This window comes from Bosea sp. 685 (genome assembly GCF_031884435.1).
Classification (GTDB): Bacteria; Pseudomonadota; Alphaproteobacteria; order Rhizobiales; family Beijerinckiaceae; genus Allobosea.
The window spans coordinates 5,533,626-5,551,365 of the sequence record NZ_CP134779.1 but is presented as its reverse complement, the minus strand read 5'-3'; the positions used below and the strand labels follow the sequence as shown (position 1 = coordinate 5,551,365).

The window sequence follows — 17,740 nt, the reverse complement described above, 5'->3', positions numbered from 1 at the left end:
GCTTCAGCCGAAATAGCGCGGCAGGTCGGCAAGGCGCGGATGCTTGCGGTCCTTGTCGGAGAGGACGAGCCGGTCATGGGGGATGCGCCAGTCGATGCCCAGCGCCGGATCGTCGAAGGCGATGCCGTGGTCGTTCTGCGGGCCATAGAGCGCGGTCACCTTGTAAAGCACTTCGGTATCCGGTTCGAGCGTGATGAAGCCATGCGCGAAGCCGACCGGAACCAGGAGCTGCTTCCAGTTCTCGGCCGAGAGCTCGACAGCGACATGGCGACCGAATGTGGGCGAGGAGGCGCGGATATCGACGGCAACGTCGAGGATGCGGCCCTTGGCAACGCGCACCAGCTTGTCCTGCGCGAAGGGCGCCGACTGGAAGTGCAGCCCGCGCAGCGTGCCGACGGTCGCCGACAGGGAATGGTTGTCCTGCACGAATTCGAGGTCGATGCCGGCGTCCTTGAAGCTCGCGCGATTATAGGTCTCGGAGAAGAAGCCGCGATGATCGCCGAATTTCTTCGGCGAGATCAGCTTCACATCCGGGATGGCGGTGGCTTCGACGCTCAACATGGGGCGGGGTCTCGATCCTGTTCGTGGCTGAAATCAGGCCGCGCCGAGGCGCTCGCCGCGATAAACGCCACTGCGTATGTCTCCCCACCATCCGGAATTGGCCAGATACCATTCGACGGTATGGCGCAAGCCGGTCTCGAAGGTCTGCTTCGGCGTCCAGCCGAGTTCGCGGCCGATCTTCCCGGCGTCGATCGCATAGCGCGCATCATGGCCAGGCCGGTCGGTGACGTAGGTGATCAGGCGCTCGCGCGAGCCGGCGGGATCGGGCCTGAGCTCGTCGAGCAGGGCGCAGATGCCCTTGACCACGTCGATATTGGCCATCTCGTTATGGCCACCGATATTGTAGGTCTCACCGACGGCGCCCTTTTGCGCCACGCTCAGCAGCGCGTCGGCATGGTCGTCGACATAAAGCCAGTCGCGCACATTCAGGCCATTGCCATAGACCGGTAGCGGCTTGCCCTCGAGCGCGTTGATGATCATCAGCGGGATCAGCTTCTCCGGGAAGTGATACGGCCCGTAATTGTTCGAGCAATTGGTCATCAGCGTCGGCAGGCCATAGGTGTGGTACCAGGCCCGCACGAGATGGTCGGACGCCGCCTTCGAGGCGGAATAGGGCGAGTTGGGCTGATAGGCCGTGTCCTCGCGGAAAAAGCCCTCAGTGCCGAGCGAGCCGAAAACCTCGTCGGTCGAGATATGGTGGAAGCGGAAGGCGGCTTTGCGTGCCTCGTCGAGACCGCGCCAGTGCCGGAGTGCTTCCTGCAACAGCGCGAACGTGCCCACGATGTTGGTCTGGACGAAGTCGCCCGGCCCGTCGATCGAACGGTCGACATGGCTCTCGGCGGCCAGATGCATGACGATGTCGGGGTCGAAATCGGCGAAGATCGCGCGCATGCGCTCGCCATCGCCGATATCGGCCTGTTCGAAGCGATAGCGATTGCTGCCGGCGACGGGAGCGAGCGAGGCCAGGTTGCCGGCATAGGTCAGCTTGTCGACGACGCACACCCGATGCTCGGTCTCGCCGACCAGCTTGCGGACGACTGCCGAGCCGATGAAGCCGGCGCCGCCGGTGACAAGGAATTTCAGTGACACGCCGTTTCGCTCCGGGGGCAGAGTGTTGATTACACGCCATCAGGCGCAGGGAAGAACCAGCCCCCCTATGATCTGTCAAGCATTTGCCGTCGCCGCGGCCGGTATCGGACGTTCTGTGCTTCGATCCGCGCGGTCATTCTGTCGGCCATCGATCAAGGCGCGGTCACGCTTTTGGCCGAGGGCGCAAGCGATTGCCGGCCCGGAGCGACGCGTCAGTGCGCGTTCAAACCACGCCCGCGGGGGCTGGGCCAAGCCGGCCCCTGAAACCATCGATGATCCCGGCGCGGACAGGGCATAGCGACCGTGGTGGACCTTTGAGGGCGAGCAGGCTGATCTGGGCGATGAGCCCTGCGCATGACTTGATCCGCCAACCCAGCGGTACATGGCGAAGGCGCGCAGCCGCGATCACATTGCGGGCGTAGTAGTAGTTGCGGATCGGCGTATGCCGTAGGATCTGAGGCTTGCCGAGCTCGTCCTGGCCGACGCTTTCTCCCCACCGATGCGGGACCGCGAGATCGGTTGCGACATAAGATCCCCAGCCGCGATCCCAGGCCCGGAAGCCCCATTCGACGTCGATGCCGGCGATGAAGAAGTCATCCCTGAACGGGCCGATCGCCTGATAGGCGGCGACGCTGACCAGCGAGCCGGAGGTTGGCGCGAAGTCGACTGCTGCAAGGTCACCCGGGCCGGCCTTGCCGCGCCATTCATAGCGGATTTGCTTGTAGAGACCCTCCTGCGGTGGGACGAGGCGAGGGGCCAGAACGGCAATCATGTCGCCCTGGCGCTCCAGCGCGAGGGCGCGCTCGGCGAGGGTTTCGAGAATACCGGCCGGCGGCTCGCTATCCTGATCGAGCAACATCACATGGGTGAAGCCCTGCTCCGCAGCTGCTTCCATCACGGCATTCAGGCCTCGTCCCAGGCCGACATTCTCCGGGCTGGATATCAGCCGCAGATCGGTCGGCGCCAGGGCTGCAATGGCACCAGAATCCACGGGCCCGTTGGCAAAGGCGAAAAGGGTGCACCCGCGCAGCCCTTCGGCCTGATGCGCGAGCAAGACCGGGTCCGGGTGGTACAATACCACCGCCGCGCAGGCCCGCCCGCCTCGCTTCTGCACCTCTTGCGGTGTCATCCTGCCGTCATCCTTGTCGAGAGCATCACGCCATATCCCCATCCGCCACGCGACATCAACCTTGCCGCGCCACGCATTGAGGACGGCGAGGGCGTGTTTGCCTGGAGGTGACGAGCGGCTCTCATCAGCCCTTCGCGGCCTTGGGTGAGAGCGAGGTTGGCATGGAGTGCGCAGTCGGCGCTAACCGCCAACGCTGCTCCATTTGAATTGCCGGCCGCGTCCGCGATCGACAGGCACTCCGGTGCGGCCGCTTAGCGAGACGCCAGCGCGACCCCGATAACGGGCGGCTGCTGCCCTTGCCCGCCCTACGCCGCCTGCGCGATAAGGTACTCGGCCTTGGGCTCTTCGCCTTGGCGGATTGGATCGGCGATGAGTTTCTTCAATATCCACACCCATGGCTTCGTGCGCGTCGCCTGTGCCGCGCCGCGGCTGAAGGTCGCCGATCCCGCCTTCAATGTCGCTGAGACGGTTCGTCTGCTGCGCCGCGCCGACGCGCAGGGCGCTTCGCTTGCACTGTTTCCCGAGCTCGGCATCAGCGCCTATGCGATCGACGACCTCTTGCAGCAGAACGCGCTGCTCGATGCGGTGCTGGCGGCACTTGGGGTGCTGGTCGAGGAGAGCCGTTCGCTACAGCCTGTCGCCATCGTCGGGGCGCCGCTGCGTATCGACGGGCGGCTGTTCAATTGCGCGATTGCGATCCATCGCGGCCGTATTCTCGCAGCCGTGCCGAAGACCTATCTGCCGAACTACCGCGAATTCTATGAGCGCCGGCAGTTCGCCTCGGGCGAGCGTGCGGCGGTGGAAAGCGTCGTGCTCTGCGGCCAGGAGGTGCCCTTCGGCACGGACATCCTGTTGAAGGCCGCCGATATCGCCGATTTCACCATCCATATGGAGATCTGCGAGGACGTCTGGACGCCGGTGCCGCCGAGCTCGTTTGCGGCGCTGGCCGGCGCGACCGTGCTGCTCAATCTCTCCGCCAGCAATGTCACCATCGGCAAGTCCGACTGGCGCCATGCCTTGTGCAAGGCCCATTCCGGCCGGTGCATCGCAGCCTATGCCTATTCCGCGGCGGGGCCTGGCGAATCCACCACCGATCTCGCCTGGGACGGCCAGGCAATGATCTATGAGAGCGGGGTGCTGATGGCCGAGGCCGAGCGCTTCGCCGCCGAGCCACAGCTCATCGTCGCCGATATCGATCTCGAGCGGCTGGTGATGGACCGCATCCGCCAGAACACCTTCGGCGACAATGCCGATGCGCTGCGCGACCGGTTGAATTTCCGCACCGTCAGCTTCGAGCTCGCTCCCGACCGTGTCTCCGATCTTGGCCTGGAGCGCACGATCGAGCGCTTCCCCTTCGTGCCGAATGATGACGCACGATTGAACGAGCTCTGCTTCGAGGCCTACAACATCCAGTCGCATGGCCTGCGCAAGCGGCTGGAGAGCGCGCGCGTCGAGAAGATCGTCATTGGCGTCTCGGGAGGCCTCGATTCGACGCAGGCCCTGATCGTCGCCGCGCAGACTTTCGACGCGCTCGGTCTGCCGCGCAGCAACATCCTTGCCTACACATTGCCGGCCTTCGCCACGAGCAAGGGCACCAAGGCCAATGCCTGGCGATTGATGACGGCGCTCGGTGTCTCCGCGCAGGAAATCGACATGACGCCGGCCTGCCGGCAGATGCTGGTCGATATCGGCCACCCCTTCGCCAAGGGCGAACCCGTCTACGACATCACCTTCGAGAACGTGCAAGCCGGCGCGCGCACCTCCGTGCTGTTCCGCCTCGCCAACCAGAATAATGGGCTCGTGCTCGGCACGGGCGACCTCTCGGAACTGGCGCTCGGCTGGTGCACCTATGGCGTCGGCGACCATATGTCCCATTACAACGTCAACGGTTCGGTCTCGAAGACCCTGATCCAGCATCTGATCCGCTGGGTGGCGCAATCGCAGCGCTTCGGTGCGGATGCCTCGGCCGTGATGCTGGACATCCTTGCGACCGAGATCTCGCCCGAGCTCGTTCCGGGCGAGGGCGACGGACCAAGCCAGAGGACCGAGGATTTTGTCGGCCCCTATGCGCTGCAGGACTTCAACCTGTTCTACATCACCCGCTTCGGTTTCCGGCCGAGCAAGGTCGCGTTCCTCTCGCACCACGCCTGGTCGGATGCCAAGCGCGGCGACTGGCCGCCCAATATCGAGGCGGACAAGCGGGTCGCTTATGACCTGCCGGTGATCAAGCGCTGGCTCACGGTCTTCGTGCGGCGCTTCTTCGAGACCAGCCAGTTCAAGCGCTCGGCTGTGCCCAATGGTCCGAAAGTGTCCTCGGGCGGTTCGCTGTCGCCGCGCGGGGATTGGCGGGCGCCGAGCGATGCTTCGGCCGCCGCCTGGCTCCTGGATCTCGATCGCATTCCGTGATGCGTGCTGACGACGCACTCTCTGAACGCCGATCAGGGTAGCTCTCCTGAGTGGAGGGCTTTCGGCTGCGCGCGCTTTGCCCTTGTGCGGTGCAATGCTAGACCGCTTGGAAATTCTGACCAGCCGCCGGGACTGACTGGTGCGCGGTGTTTGGGAGATGGTGGATGCGCCTTGTCATGGTGGGGTCGGGCTATGTCGGCCTTGTTTCGGGTGTCTGTTTCGCCGATTTCGGCCATGACGTGGTTTGCGTCGACAAGGACCCCGCCAAGATCGCGCGGCTGAAGGCCGGCGAGGTGCCGATCTTCGAGCCGGGTCTCGATACGATGCTCGAGGCGAATATGCGCGCCGGGCGTCTCTCCTTCACCACCGATCTCGCTGAGGCGGCGCGCGATGCCGATGCGATCTTCATTGCGGTCGGCACCCCGACGCGGCGCGGCGACGGCCATGCCGATCTGACCTATGTCTATGAGGCGACCCGTGAGATTGCCGTGCTCGCCGCGGAGAACGCCGTCATCGTCACCAAATCGACGGTGCCGGTCGGCACCGGCGACGAGGTCGAGCGGATTCTGCGCGAAGTCCGGCCCGGAGCCAATATCAGCGTCGTCTCCAATCCCGAATTCCTGCGCGAGGGCGCGGCGATCGAGGATTTCAAGCGCCCTGACCGGATCGTCATCGGTACCGACAGCGACCATGCCCGCCATGTCATGACCGAGATCTACCGCCCGCTCTACATCAACCAGGGCCCGTTGCTCTTCGTCAGCCGTCGGACATCTGAGCTGATCAAATACGCCGCCAACGCCTTCCTCGCGATGAAGATCACCTTCATCAACGAGATGGCCGATCTCTGCGAGAAGCTCGACGCCGATGTCCAGGACGTGGCGCGCGGCATCGGCCTCGACAATCGCATCGGCGCGAAATTCCTCCATGCCGGCCCCGGCTATGGCGGCTCCTGCTTCCCGAAGGATACGCTCGCGCTGGTCAAGACCGCCCAGGACGCGAAGAGCCCGACCCGCCTGATCGAGACGGTGGTCGAGGTCAACAGCAGACGCAAGAAGCGCATGGCCGAGAAGATCATCGCGGCTTGCGGCGGCTCGGTCGCCGGCAAGCGCATCGCCGTACTGGGGCTGGCCTTCAAGCCCAACACCGATGACATGCGCGACGCCCCCTCCCTCGACATCATCCCGGCCTTGCAGGCGGCAGGCGCGGAGGTCATCGCCTATGACCCCGAGAGCATGGAGCAGGCGCGCCAGGTTCTGAATGTCGGCTTCGCCGAGGGGCCCTATGACTGTATCGAAGGGGCTGACGCCTTGGTGATCATCACCGAGTGGAACGCCTTCCGCGCACTCGATCTGAAGCGCGTCAAGGCGTCCCTGAAGAGCCCGGTCGTGGTCGATCTGCGTAACATCTATCGGCCGCAGGAGATGAAGGCGCTGGGCTTCACCTATCACGGCATCGGCCGCGGCGCCTGACGGTTCAGCGCTGGACGCTTTTCCGGGCTCTTCGCGGAGTTTATCCTTGGGCCGACCAGAGGTCGGACCCGAGGGCGAAGCCCCGAATGACCAGCGGGGCGCCCTACAGCATCAGATGCTGTAGGGTTTTGATCTTGCCTCGGCTTGTCCCGAAAACCGGTTCCCACTTTTCGGGCCGATGCTTCCAACAAAAAGCCCGCGGCATCGCTGCCGCGGGCTTCCGTTCTTCACGGGGCTCAGAAAGCTCAGGCTGCGATGCCCTGCACGGTGGGCTTCTCCCACTCCTCGCCCCAGATCATCACGGCGTGGCCGGGCGAGACTTCGCGGTACTGCCGGATCGGCGGGATATAGTCGGCCGGGCGCACCGGGCTCCTGATCTCGTCGTTGGAGACCGGGTTCTTCTCGTGACGGCGCGTCGGATCGGCGATCGGCACGGCAGCGAGCAGGCGCTTGGTGTAGGGGTGCTGCGGATTGCCGAAGATCGCCTCGCGCGGGCCGATCTCGACGATCTCGCCGAGATACATCACCGCGACGCGATGGCTCACCCGCTCCACCACCGCCATGTCGTGCGAGATGAAGAGATAGGCGAGCTTCATCCTGGCCTGGAGCTCGAGCATCAGGTTGATCACCTGCGCCTTGACCGAGACGTCGAGCGCCGAGACCGATTCATCCGCCACGATCAGTCGCGGCTCGACCGCGAGTGCGCGGGCGATGCAGATGCGCTGGCGCTGGCCGCCCGAGAATTCGTGCGGGAAGCGGCTCGCCATGTCGGGCTGAAGGCCGACGCGGCGCAGCAATTCAGCGACCTTGTCGCGCGCTTCCGAGCGGGTCGCGAGCTTGTTGATCAGCAGGGGTTCCGCGATCGCCGCGCCGACATTCATGCGCGGGTTCAGGCTCGCGAAGGGGTCCTGGAAGATCATCTGCATGCGCTTGCGCTGCTCGCGCAGGTCATGCTGGTTCAGCTTGAGGACATCGACGCCGTCGAGCAGCACCGAGCCCGCCAGCGGCTCGATCAGGCGCATCACCGAGCGCCCGGTCGTCGACTTGCCGCAGCCGGACTCGCCGACCAGCGCCAGGGTCTCGCCGGCCTGGACGCTGAAGGAGACGTTCTCGACGGCATGGACGCGGCCCTGGACCTTGCCGAGCAGGCCGGAGCGGATCTCGAAGCGCGTGGTCAGGTTGCTGACCTCGATCACCGGCCGCTCGCTCGCCTCGACCGTATCGGGCGTCTCGGTCGGCACATCGGATTCGCCGGTCAGGCGATCGACGACGGGGAAACGCATCGGCCGCCGGCGCCCGGTCATCGAGCCAAGCTTCGGTACGGCCGAGAGCAGGGAGCGGGTATAGGGGTGATGGGCGCGGGCGAAGATGTCTTCCGTCGTGCCGGTCTCGACCGCCTCGCCATTATACATCACCACCGTGCGGTCGGCGATTTCGGCGACGACGCCCATGTCGTGGGTGATGAAGAGGACGGACATGCCTTCCTCCTCCTGGAGCAGCTTGATCAGCTCCAGGATCTGCGCCTGGATCGTCACGTCGAGCGCGGTCGTCGGCTCGTCGGCAATCAGGAGCTTGGGCTTGCAGGCCAGCGCCATGGCGATCATCACGCGCTGGCGCATGCCGCCCGAGAAGCGGTGCGGATATTCGTGGAAGCGCGACTTCGCCGCCGGGATGCGGACCTTCTCCAGCAGGCGGATCGTCTCGGCCTCGGCTGCCGAGCGCGACAGGTTGCGATGCAGGATCAGAGCCTCGGCGATCTGGAAACCGATGGTCAGCACCGGGTTGAGCGAGGTCATCGGCTCCTGGAAGATCATCGCGACATCATTGCCGCGGATCTTGCGCATGTCGGCGTCCGGCAAGGTCAACAATTCCTGCCCGCTCAGCTTGATCGAGCCCTCGATGCGGCTGTTACCCGAGGGCGTCAATCGCATGATCGAGAGCGCGGTCACGCTCTTGCCCGAGCCCGATTCACCGACGACGGCCAGCGTCTCCTTAGGCGCGATGTCGAAGGAGACGCTCCGCACAACCGGCTTCCACAGACCCTCGACGCGGAAGGACGTCGTCAGGTTGCTCACGGACAGGATGGGAGGGGTTGTCATGAGGGGTGCCTTCTATGGTTTGTGTCAGATGACGCGGCGCGGATCGAGCGCGTCGCGCAGGCCGTCGCCGATGAAGTTGATCGAGAGCACGGTGAGGAAGATCGCAGCACCGGGGAACAGAGCCCAGTGCGGGGCGGAATCGAGATGGTCCTTGGCGTCGAAGAGCAGGCGCCCCCAGGTCGGGATGTCGGGAGGGAAGCCCAGTCCGAGGAAGGAGAGCGTCGATTCCGCGATGATCGCCGAGGAAACCTCGATGGTCGCCGCTACGATCACGGGGCCGAGCGCGTTCGGCAGGATGTGGTGGACCATCTGCCGGAACTTGGTCGCGCCCTGCGCGCGCGCCGCCTCGACGAATTCCTTCTCGCGCAGCGACATGAACTGTGCGCGCACCAGCCGCGCCACGGGCATCCACTTCAGCCCGCCGATGACGATGACGATCAGCACGAAGACGCCGCCCTCGACGCCGAAGGCCGCCTTGAGCTGCTCGCGGAAGAGATAGATCACGAGCAGCAGCAGCGGCAGCTGCGGCAGCGACAGGAACAGATCGGTCACCCACATCAGGAAAGAGTCGACATAGCGGCGCGACATGCCCGCCAGCGCGCCGACGACGACGCCGACGAAGGTGGCGACGAACATGGCCGCGAGACCGACGGCGAGCGAGATGCGGCCGCCATAGATCATCCGCGCCAGAATGTCCTGGCCGAGATCGTCGGTCCCGAAGGGATGGGCCCAGGACGGGGTCTGGAGCTGGGCCGAGAAGTCGATCTCGTTGATCGCAATCGGCCAGAGCCAGGGGCCGATGACGACGCCGAGCACCAATATGGCCAGCACGACCGAGCTCGCCATGGCGAGCCGATGCCGGCGGAAACGCCGCCAGGTCTCGCGCCCCGGCGAGACCGCAGCGCTCGTTTTCGCCGCCACCACCACGGGTTCAGCTGAAGGAGATGCGAGGGTCGAGCCAGCCATAAAGAAGATCCGCGATGAGATTGAAGATGACGACGAGGCAGGCGAAGACGAAGGTCACGGCCATGATCACCGGTGTGTCGTTGGCGAGGATCGCGTCGATCAGCAGCGAGCCGATGCCTGGAATGCGAAAGATCTGCTCGGTGACGATGGCACCGCCGAACACGGCCGGCATCTGCAGGGCGACGAGCGTGACGACCGGGATCAGCGCATTGCGCGTGATGTGGCGAAGCGTCACCTTCCGCTCGCTCAGGCCTTTGGCGCGGGCGGTGGTGACGTAGTCCAGCCGAATGACGTCGAGCACCGCCGAGCGGACATAGCGCGTATAGGAGGCCGCCTGGAACAGACCGAGCACCATGATCGGCATGATCGCCTGGCGGAACATCTCCCAGTACCAGCGCCAGCCCGTGGCGGCGATGTCGGAGCGGTACACGAAGGGGAACCAGTCCAGCGCCACCGAGAAGACCAGGATGAAGAGCAGGCCGGTGAAGAAGGTCGGCAGCGAGAAACCGACGAAGGCCAGCGTATTGGCGATCTGGTCGAACACCGAATAGGGTCGCGTCGCGGCATAGATGCCGACAGGCAGTGCGATCAACAGCGCCAGGATCTGCGAGGAGCCGACGACGAAGAGAGTGGTCGGCACGCGCTGCAGGATCAGCTTGTCGACATTGATGCGGCTGGCGAAGGAAAAGCCCCAGTCGCCCTGCATCATCGATGTCAGCCAGCGCAGATAGCGCACCATGATCGGATCGTTGAGGCCGAAGCTGGCGCGCAGTGCCTCACGCACCTCAGGCGGCACGTTCGGATTGGTCGCCATTTCCGAGAACGGGTCGCCCGGCGCCATTGCGAGCACCGTGAACAGGATAAGGCTGATCCCGAGCAGGCTGGGAATGGCGATCAGCAGGCGCCGGAGCAGATAACTGGCCATGAAATGGTCTCTGTGAGCACGCGGTTGGCCCGCGGACGAAAATGGCTCGCCGCCTGCAAGCACGCTTGTGCCTGCAGGCGGCGAACAGGCCCTTCACGAAGCGCTAGCTCCGCGAAGGACCAGGGTCTCAGCTACGATACCAGGCCGCGAGGTTCCAGGTGTCGACGTCCCAGCCGCTGTGATCATGCACGAGATTATGCACGGACGCGGCGACGCGGGTGCGCGACAGCAGCGGCAGGATCACATTCGCCTCGCAGAAGATCTCGTTGACCTTGATCAAGAGCGCGGCGCGCTTGGCCGGATCGAGCTCCTTCTGGGCGGCCTTGAAGGCCGCGTCCGCTGCCGGATCGGAGTAGCGCGAGACGTTGCGGCCCAGCCACTTGTTCTCCTTGTTGGCGATCTCCTCGGTGGTGAACTGGTTGAGGAAGCGCTCCGGATCGGGCTGCGGCTGCGTCGTGGTGTACATCTCGATGTCGACATAGAGCTTGGTGTAGGTGTCGGGGTTGGCGACATCAGACGAGAAGAACACCGAGGCCGTGACAGACTTCAGCTCCAGCTCAATGCCGGCGCGCTGGCAGGCCTGCTTGATGATGGCCTGGGTCTTCTGGCGCGGGGCGTTGATCGAGGTCTGGTAGACGTATTTCAGCTTCTTGCCATCCTTTTCACGGATGCCGTCCGCGCCGCGCTTATAGCCCGCGTCGTCGAGGATCTTGTTCGCCTTGTCGACGCTGAACTCGTATTTGAGCTTCTGCGACTTGAACATTTTCGGCTCGTTCACGAAGCTCGCAGTGGCGACGCCGCCGCGGCCATAGATGAACTTCTGGATCGAGTCGCGGTCGATCAGCAGGTTGATCGCCTCGCGCACCTTCGGGTCTGACAGCGTCGGGTGCTTGGTCTTGATGCTCGAGCGCTCGCCATCGACTTCGGTCCACGGATCGGTGGTGTTGAGGATGATGAACTCGATGTCACCGGATGCGACGGCGCTGATCTTGCCGCGGCCGCCGGTCTCCATGCGCTTGAGGACTTCATCCTCGACCTGCAGATTCCAGGCATAGTCGAATTCGCCGGTCTGCAGCACGGCGCGCGCCGCCGAGACCGCGTCACCGCCGCCCTTCACCTCGAGCGTGTCGAAATGCGGCTGGTTCTTGACGTGGTAATCGGTGAAGCGCTCGCCGGTGAGGATGTCGCCCGGCTTGAAGTCGACGAACTTGTAGGGGCCGGTGCCGACGGGCTTGAGGTTGGCCGGCGCGTCGCGCGACTTGGCGCCGATATAATCGGCGAAATGATGCTTCGGCAGAATCTGGCCGGCCGTGCCGACGAAGGGATCGGCCCAGAACGGCGTCGCTTCCTTGAAGATGACCTTGATGGTCAGGTCATCGATCTTCTGGACCGTGATGTCCTTGTAGGAGCCGGTGGTGTAGGCGGCGGTCGCCGGATCCTTGGCGTATTCCCAGGTGAAGACGACGTCGTCGGCCGTGAACGGCTTGCCGTCATGCCACTTCACGCCGGGCTTCAGCTTCCAGGTCACTTCCTTGCCGTCGGCGGAAAGACCGCCATTGGCCTTGCTTGGGGTCTCTGCCGCGAGCTGCGCGATCAGGTTGCCTTCCTTGTCCCAGCCGGCCAGCGGCTCGAAGAAGATACGCGAGGCGATCTGGTCCTTGGTACCCGAGGCGAAATGCGGGTTCAGCAGGGTTGGCGCCTGCCAGAGCAGGATCTTGAGCGGCCCGCCGCCGCCAGCCTTGGTCGGCTTGTATTCAACGGTGGCGTTCTGCGCCATCGCGACGCCGTTGAATCCAAGCAGCTGGTTCGCGAATGGAGCTGCCAGGCCGATAGCCGCAGCCTTCTTGATGAAGGATCGCCGCGACAGGCCACCGGTTTTGACCCCTTCGATCAGTCGTCGCAGATCATGATCTTTCATTCGTAGCCTCCACTTCAAGCGACAGAAATCGACAGGCGGCGCTTACCGCACCGCTCTTTCCCCGATCGCCCTGAGCAAGGCATGTGCCAATCGATGCGTCAACCGTGCAGCGCAACGGCGGATGCGGAGGACGCTTCCTTCGCGCGGCGCGCGCGTGTCATCGCATGCGCGGAACGCCGCGATACGTTCGCGATTAGCCAGGGAAACGCAATTTTATGCCGCTCAATCGGTGAAGACGACGGTCTTCTTGCCATTGAGGATGACGCGATCCTCCAAATGATGGAGGACGGCGCGCGCCAGCACGCGCCGTTCGATGTCGCGGCCCTTGCGGACGAGATCGTCGGGCGTATCGCGATGCGAGATGCGCTCGACGTCCTGCTCGATAATTGGGCCTTCATCGAGATCGGGTGTGACGTAATGCGCCGTCGCCCCGATCAGCTTCACGCCGCGCTCATGGGCCTGGTGATAGGGCTTGGCGCCCTTGAACCCAGGCAGGAAGGAGTGATGAATATTGATGCAGCGGCCAAGAAGCTTGGCCGAGAATCCGTCAGACAGGATCTGCATATAGCGCGCGAGCACCACAAGATCGGTCTTGGTTTCCTGGACCAATCGCCAGATTTCGGCCTCCTGTTCCATCTTGGTCTGGCGCGTCACCGGCAAGTGATGGAACGGTAGATCGCCGATATCGGTCGAGGCGATGCTGTCGCGGCCGTGATTTGAGACGATGCCGGTGATCTCCATCGGCAACTCGCCGATGCGCCAGCGATAAAGCAAGTCGGCCAGGCAATGGTCGAATTTCGAGACCAGCAGCATGACGCGCTTCTTCGCTCCGCGCTCGCGCAGCGTGACGGCCATGCCGAAGCGCTTGGCCAATTCGTCGACCGAGGCAGCGATCGCCGCGGGTTGTTGCCCGTCCTCAAGACGGTTGAAGACGACGCGCATGAAGAAGCGGCCAGTCTCGGTGTCGTCGAATTGCTGGGCGTCGAGGATGTTGCAGCCGGCCTCGAACAGCAGGGTCGAGACGGCAGCGACGATGCCGGGGCGGTTCGGGCAGGAGAGGGTGAGGATCGCGGTACGGTCGAGCATGATCGACGCCGCCGGGGAGGCGGCCCTTCAAATCGAAACAGGAATGGCAGGAATAGAATGGGGAGAGGCGAGGCGGGCTGCGCGCGACGCGCTGCGCTCAACCTCGTCCGTTGGCGCAATCTCTCGCAAGCGCGACCTGGCAGCCGAACTCGGCCACGGAGGCCGAGAACCAGGACCAGAAACTACCCGCCATGCTGCGCGCGACCATGAACTCGAAAACCGCTCCGTCAGGACCGTCCTCGGCCCGCCAGAGATGCACACCGATATGGGCGATGCTTGTCAAGGCTGCGCTGCCGACCGGGAAGGCGGATGGATGCAGGTCGATCATGCAGCCCTTGGCCAGCGCGGCGCGGATTTTGCCGCCCGACAGGGTCAAGACGGCGCGTCCGTCGCTCTGGTCGGCAATCGCAGCCAGCCCCGACAGCGCCTGAAGATCGTCGGCGAAACCGCCGCGATCCCCGGCGATGAACAGCCATTGGCCCGGGCCGGCCCAGACCAGTGCGCGCCCGGCCGAGACGGCTGTCCGAGGCGTGGTCGGCAGGTCAAGCCCGAAGCGCGTCTTGACGACCTGGCTCAAAACCGCTTCGCCGTCCCCCGGCGCGATCAGGCTGGCGATGCCGAGCCCTTCCCTGGCGGTTGCGGTAACGCCTGCGGGTCCCTTCGCACCGAACGACCCTTCGGACAGGATGCCGGCCCAGGCGCTCCTGGGCGTCCAGCCCGGCTTCATCACTGCGTCAGACTTCGTCGCTGCGTCAGACATGCAGGCGCGTTCCTTCGGGATCGACGAAGACGGGCGAGCAGATCTCGACCTCGATATCGCCGTTGCGGACGGGGTCGACCGCGCGGATGCGCTCGCCGATGCGGCTCGCGCCGTTCTTGAGCAGGCCGAGCCCCATCCAGTGCTTCAGGTTCGGGGAATAGGCGACCGAGGTCATGTAGCCCTCGTCGTTTTCCATCGTCGCGGGCTGGCCGAGCGCGATGAAATGCGCTCCGGCGCGCAGTCGCTGGCCGGGATCGACCGCCTTGAAACCAATGAGGCTCGGCCGCTGCGCCTCGACCAGCGCCTCGCGCTTGGCCATGACGCGGCCGATATAGTCCTTCTTCGAGGACATCATCTTGCCGAGGCCGAGATCGCGCGCCGTGGTCTGGCCGCTGAGCTCGTTGCCGGCGACATGGCCCTTCTCGATGCGCATCGCGCCGAGCGCTTCGGTGCCGTAAGCGCAGATGCCATGCGGCTCGCCCGCCGCCATCAGCGCCCGCATCATCGCGTCGCCGTAATCGGCGGGCACGGCGAGCTCATAGGCGAGCTCACCCGAAAACGAGATCCGGAACAGCCGCGCCGGAATGCCGCCGCCGACCGTGACCTCCCGCGCGGCGAGATAGGGGAAGGCCTCGTTCGAGATGTCGTGCTGCGGGTCGACCACGCCCTGCAGGACCTCGCGCGCTTTCGGCCCGGCGATCGCGGCCTGCGCCCATTGTTCGGAGACCGAGACCATGCGGACATCGAGCGAGGGCCAGAGCACCTGGTGGCAGAATTCGAGATGCTGCATGACCTTGCCGGCATTGGCCGTGGTGGTGGTCATCAGGAAATGGGTCTCGGCGAGCCGCGAGGTCGTACCGTCATCCATGACGAAGCCGTCCTCGCGCAGCATCAGCCCGTAGCGCGCCTTGCCGACAGGCAGGGCCTTCCAGCCATTGATGTAGACACGCTCCAGGAATTCGGCGGCGTCCGCGCCCTGGATATCGATCTTGCCCAGGGTCGAGACGTCGCAGAGGCCGACGCCGCTTCGCACTGCCAGAACCTCGCGGTTCACAGTGGTCAGCCAGTCGGTCTCGCCGGGTTTGGGATAGTATTGCGCCCGCATCCAGGCGCCGCTCTCGATGAAGACCGCACCCTGGTCCTGCGACCATTGATGCGTCGGCGCGAGCCGCGTCGGCCTGAAGTCGCGGCCGCGATGATGCCCGCCGAGCGCGCCGATCGCCACCGGCGTATAAGGCGGGCGGAAGATCGTCGTGCCCGTCTCGGGGATGGTCTTGGCCGTGAGCTCGGCCATGATTGCGAGGCCCGCGATATTGGAGGTCTTGCCCTGGTCGGTCGCCATGCCCAGTGTGGTGTAGCGCTTGAGATGCTCGACCGGCTTGAAGCCCTCGCGTGCGGCGAGCTCGACATCCTTGTCGGTGACGTCGTTTTGGAAATCGACGAAGGCTTTGCCCTTGCCGCCCTTCACCCGCCAGACGGGCGAGAGCGCGAGGCTTTCTGGGTCAGTCTTCGGCGGCGTTTTCCCGGTTTTCCCACTAAAACCGCAATCGGTCGCGGCCTCTGTGCCCAGTCGCGCGCCGTCCGCCAGCGCCTGCGCCAGCGAGAACCGCCCGGCTGCGCTGCCGGCAACGGAAAGGCCCGCCGGCATCTGGCCCGGCACGAAGGCGTGGATGCTCTCGTCCCAGACCGGTCGCGTATTCTGGTGCGAGGTCAGATGCAGCGTCGGGTTCCAGCCATTCGAGACCGCAAGCAGGTCGCAAGCGATGGCCTGCTCGCGCCCCGAAGCGTCGCGGATGGTGACGCGGTCGAGCGCCCGGCCGCCCGAGGCGCTGCTGACCACGCTCCCTGCGAATACCTGCGTGCCGATCCGGCTTGCCAGCGCCATCAGTCCGGCATCGATCTCGGCGCGCGGATCGACGATGGCGGCGACCTTCGCACCGGCCGCCACGAGGTCGCGAGCCGTGGCCCAGCCATCGTCGCCGCTGGTGAAGACGACGGCCTCGCGCCCGGGCAGCACGCCATAGCGGTTGACATAGGCGCGCACGGCGCCGGCCAGCATCACGCCGGGCATGTCGTTGCCGGCGAAGACGATTGGCCGCTCGATCGCGCCCGCCGCCAGCACGGCGCGCTTGGCGTTGATGCGCCAGGCGCGCTGGCGCGGCTGATGCGCCGGCGGGACCGGCAGATGGTCGTTCACACGTTCGACCACGCCATAGATGCCATGGTCGTAGACGCCATAGACCGTGCTGCGCGGCATCATCGTCACATCCGGCAGACTGGCGAGTTCGGTCAGCGTCGCGGCGAGCCATTCAGCCGCCGGCCGGCCGTCGATCTCGCGTTTTTCGGCAAGCAAGGCGCCGCCCAACCGGAAATCCTCGTCGCAGAGGATGACGCGTGCGCCGCTGCGCCCCGCTGCCAGCGCGGCGGCAAGGCCTGCCGGCCCGCCGCCGATCACCAGCACGTCGCAGAAGGCGAAGGCCTTCTCGTAGTGGTCGGGATCTTCATGGGTCGCGGCCCGCCCGAGCCCGGCCGCTCGCCGGATCAGCGGCTCGTAGAGCTTCTCCCAGAAGGCCGCCGGCCACATGAAGGTCTTGTAGTAGAAGCCCGCGACCAGGCCGGCGCCGAAGAGCGAGTTGACCGAAAGCAGGTCGAAGGCGAGCGAGGGCCAGCGGTTCTGGCTGCGCGCCTCCAGCCCATGATAAAGCTCGGCGACCGTCGCGCGCGTGTTGGGCTCCCGCCTTGCGCCGGCGCGCAGCTCGACCAGCGCATTGGGCTCCTCCGCTCCGGCCGAGAGGATGCCGCGCGGGCGGTGGTATTTGAACGAGCGGCCGACGAGTCTGACGCCATTCGCTAGGAGAGCCGAGGCGAGCGTGTCGCCGGCATAGCCCTCATAGCGCTTGCCGTCGAAGCGGAAGGATTGCGCCTGCGTGCGGTCGATCAGGCCGCCGGTGCCGAGACGGAAGGGTTGCGTACTCATGCCGCGGCTCCGGCCTTGCTCGGTTTCGCCGGCTCGGCGGCCTCGATCGCATGGGTTTTGGTGTCGCGCGTCACCACGAGCCAGGCATGGCAGCCGGCGCCGTGATACCAGAGCTCGCGAAACCGCCCCGCCGGGTTGTCGCGCTGATAGACGTAATCGAACATGGCCGCTTCGGTCGCTTCCATCCTGTCGGGACGCTTGGGATTGGCGTCGCCGAGATAGGTGAATTCCTGGGCGTCGCGGGCGCCGCAATAGGGGCAGGGGATTCGCATGGTTCAGACCATCCGGTCGAGGGCGAGGCGCGCGCCAACCACGTCATGTTCGGCCTTGTGCCGAGCATCCACGTCTTGAACAC

Annotated in this window: 13 protein-coding genes; 2 read left to right on the top strand and 11 right to left on the bottom strand. The window is 65.2% G+C overall.

All coding sequences use genetic code 11. The features are described 5' to 3' along the window. Positions 1-3: 3 nt before the first annotated feature. From rfbC to RMR04_RS27130, 3 genes are all read right to left on the bottom strand, one after another. Positions 4-561, bottom strand: coding sequence for a dTDP-4-dehydrorhamnose 3,5-epimerase (gene rfbC, locus RMR04_RS27140; protein WP_311911635.1), 558 nt, complete (start codon positions 559-561; stop codon positions 4-6). 33 nt (positions 562-594) lie between these two features. Next, the gene (gene rfbB, locus RMR04_RS27135) at positions 595-1,650 is read right to left on the bottom strand and encodes a dTDP-glucose 4,6-dehydratase (protein WP_311911634.1); all 1,056 of its coding nucleotides are present in this window, start codon (positions 1,648-1,650) and stop codon (positions 595-597) included. A 223-nt stretch (positions 1,651-1,873) separates the two neighbouring features. Next, positions 1,874-2,779 carry a glycosyltransferase gene (locus tag RMR04_RS27130; protein ID WP_311911633.1) on the bottom strand — a complete coding sequence of 302 codons (906 nt, stop codon included), beginning with the start codon at positions 2,777-2,779 and terminating at the stop codon, positions 1,874-1,876. Positions 2,780-3,148: 369 nt separating this feature from the next. On the opposite strand from RMR04_RS27130, the gene RMR04_RS27125 reads away from it, so the two are divergent. Then, positions 3,149-5,185: an NAD(+) synthase gene (locus tag RMR04_RS27125; RefSeq protein ID WP_311911632.1), complete on the top strand. Its 2,037-nt coding sequence runs from the start codon at positions 3,149-3,151 to the stop codon at positions 5,183-5,185. 164 nt (positions 5,186-5,349) lie between these two features. Next, complete coding sequence (locus RMR04_RS27120; RefSeq protein ID WP_311911631.1) at positions 5,350-6,654, top strand: UDP-glucose dehydrogenase family protein; 1,305 nt, start codon at positions 5,350-5,352, stop codon at positions 6,652-6,654. A 245-nt stretch (positions 6,655-6,899) separates the two neighbouring features. Here RMR04_RS27120 and RMR04_RS27115 read toward each other — a convergent pair whose 3' ends face one another. The 8 genes from RMR04_RS27115 to RMR04_RS27080 form a co-directional block, all read right to left on the bottom strand. Further along, complete coding sequence (locus tag RMR04_RS27115; protein WP_311911630.1) at positions 6,900-8,753, bottom strand: ABC transporter ATP-binding protein; 1,854 nt, start codon at positions 8,751-8,753, stop codon at positions 6,900-6,902. Positions 8,754-8,777: 24 nt separating this feature from the next. Beyond that, positions 8,778-9,719 (bottom strand): ABC transporter permease, encoded by a 942-nt coding sequence (locus tag RMR04_RS27110; protein WP_311911629.1) that lies wholly within the window; start codon positions 9,717-9,719, stop codon positions 8,778-8,780. After that, positions 9,685-10,644, bottom strand: a complete 960-nt coding sequence (locus RMR04_RS27105) for an ABC transporter permease (protein WP_092171144.1) — start codon at positions 10,642-10,644, stop codon at positions 9,685-9,687. Before RMR04_RS27105 ends, RMR04_RS27110 begins: the two co-directional genes overlap by 35 nt. Positions 10,645-10,771: 127 nt before the next feature. Then, a complete protein-coding gene (locus RMR04_RS27100; protein ID WP_311911628.1) occupies positions 10,772-12,562 on the bottom strand; it encodes a peptide ABC transporter substrate-binding protein in 1,791 nt (596 codons plus the stop codon). A gap of 222 nt (positions 12,563-12,784) precedes the next feature. Then, positions 12,785-13,648: a formyltetrahydrofolate deformylase gene (purU, locus tag RMR04_RS27095; protein ID WP_311911627.1), complete on the bottom strand. Its 864-nt coding sequence runs from the start codon at positions 13,646-13,648 to the stop codon at positions 12,785-12,787. Positions 13,649-13,745: 97 nt separating this feature from the next. Then, positions 13,746-14,408 carry a sarcosine oxidase subunit gamma gene (locus RMR04_RS27090; RefSeq protein ID WP_311911626.1) on the bottom strand — a complete coding sequence of 221 codons (663 nt, stop codon included), beginning with the start codon at positions 14,406-14,408 and terminating at the stop codon, positions 13,746-13,748. Further along, positions 14,401-17,385 carry a sarcosine oxidase subunit alpha family protein gene (locus RMR04_RS27085; protein WP_311911625.1) on the bottom strand — a complete coding sequence of 995 codons (2,985 nt, stop codon included), beginning with the start codon at positions 17,383-17,385 and terminating at the stop codon, positions 14,401-14,403. Before RMR04_RS27085 ends, RMR04_RS27090 begins: the two co-directional genes overlap by 8 nt. Continuing rightward, complete coding sequence (locus RMR04_RS27080) at positions 17,382-17,657, bottom strand: sarcosine oxidase subunit delta (protein ID WP_311911624.1); 276 nt, start codon at positions 17,655-17,657, stop codon at positions 17,382-17,384. The genes RMR04_RS27085 and RMR04_RS27080 overlap by 4 nt, the downstream gene beginning before the upstream one ends. Positions 17,658-17,740: the final 83 nt, after the last annotated feature.

What these genes read in the sequence shown, in the direction of transcription:
- rfbC (WP_311911635.1), bottom strand. Translation starts at nt 561, where the DNA reads ATGTTGAGCGTCGAAGCCACCGCCATCCCGGATGTGAAGCTGATCTCG.
- RMR04_RS27100 (WP_311911628.1), bottom strand. Translation starts at nt 12,562, where the DNA reads ATGAAAGATCATGATCTGCGACGACTGATCGAAGGGGTCAAAACCGGT.
- RMR04_RS27110 (WP_311911629.1), bottom strand. Translation starts at nt 9,719, where the DNA reads ATGGCTGGCTCGACCCTCGCATCTCCTTCAGCTGAACCCGTGGTGGTG.
- RMR04_RS27125 (WP_311911632.1), top strand. Translation starts at nt 3,149, where the DNA reads ATGAGTTTCTTCAATATCCACACCCATGGCTTCGTGCGCGTCGCCTGT.
- RMR04_RS27085 (WP_311911625.1), bottom strand. Translation starts at nt 17,385, where the DNA reads ATGAGTACGCAACCCTTCCGTCTCGGCACCGGCGGCCTGATCGACCGC.
- RMR04_RS27105 (WP_092171144.1), bottom strand. Translation starts at nt 10,644, where the DNA reads ATGGCCAGTTATCTGCTCCGGCGCCTGCTGATCGCCATTCCCAGCCTG.
- RMR04_RS27080 (WP_311911624.1), bottom strand. Translation starts at nt 17,657, where the DNA reads ATGCGAATCCCCTGCCCCTATTGCGGCGCCCGCGACGCCCAGGAATTC.
- purU (WP_311911627.1), bottom strand. Translation starts at nt 13,648, where the DNA reads ATGCTCGACCGTACCGCGATCCTCACCCTCTCCTGCCCGAACCGCCCC.
- RMR04_RS27090 (WP_311911626.1), bottom strand. Translation starts at nt 14,408, where the DNA reads ATGTCTGACGCAGCGACGAAGTCTGACGCAGTGATGAAGCCGGGCTGG.
- RMR04_RS27130 (WP_311911633.1), bottom strand. Translation starts at nt 2,779, where the DNA reads ATGACACCGCAAGAGGTGCAGAAGCGAGGCGGGCGGGCCTGCGCGGCG.
- RMR04_RS27115 (WP_311911630.1), bottom strand. Translation starts at nt 8,753, where the DNA reads ATGACAACCCCTCCCATCCTGTCCGTGAGCAACCTGACGACGTCCTTC.
- RMR04_RS27120 (WP_311911631.1), top strand. Translation starts at nt 5,350, where the DNA reads ATGCGCCTTGTCATGGTGGGGTCGGGCTATGTCGGCCTTGTTTCGGGT.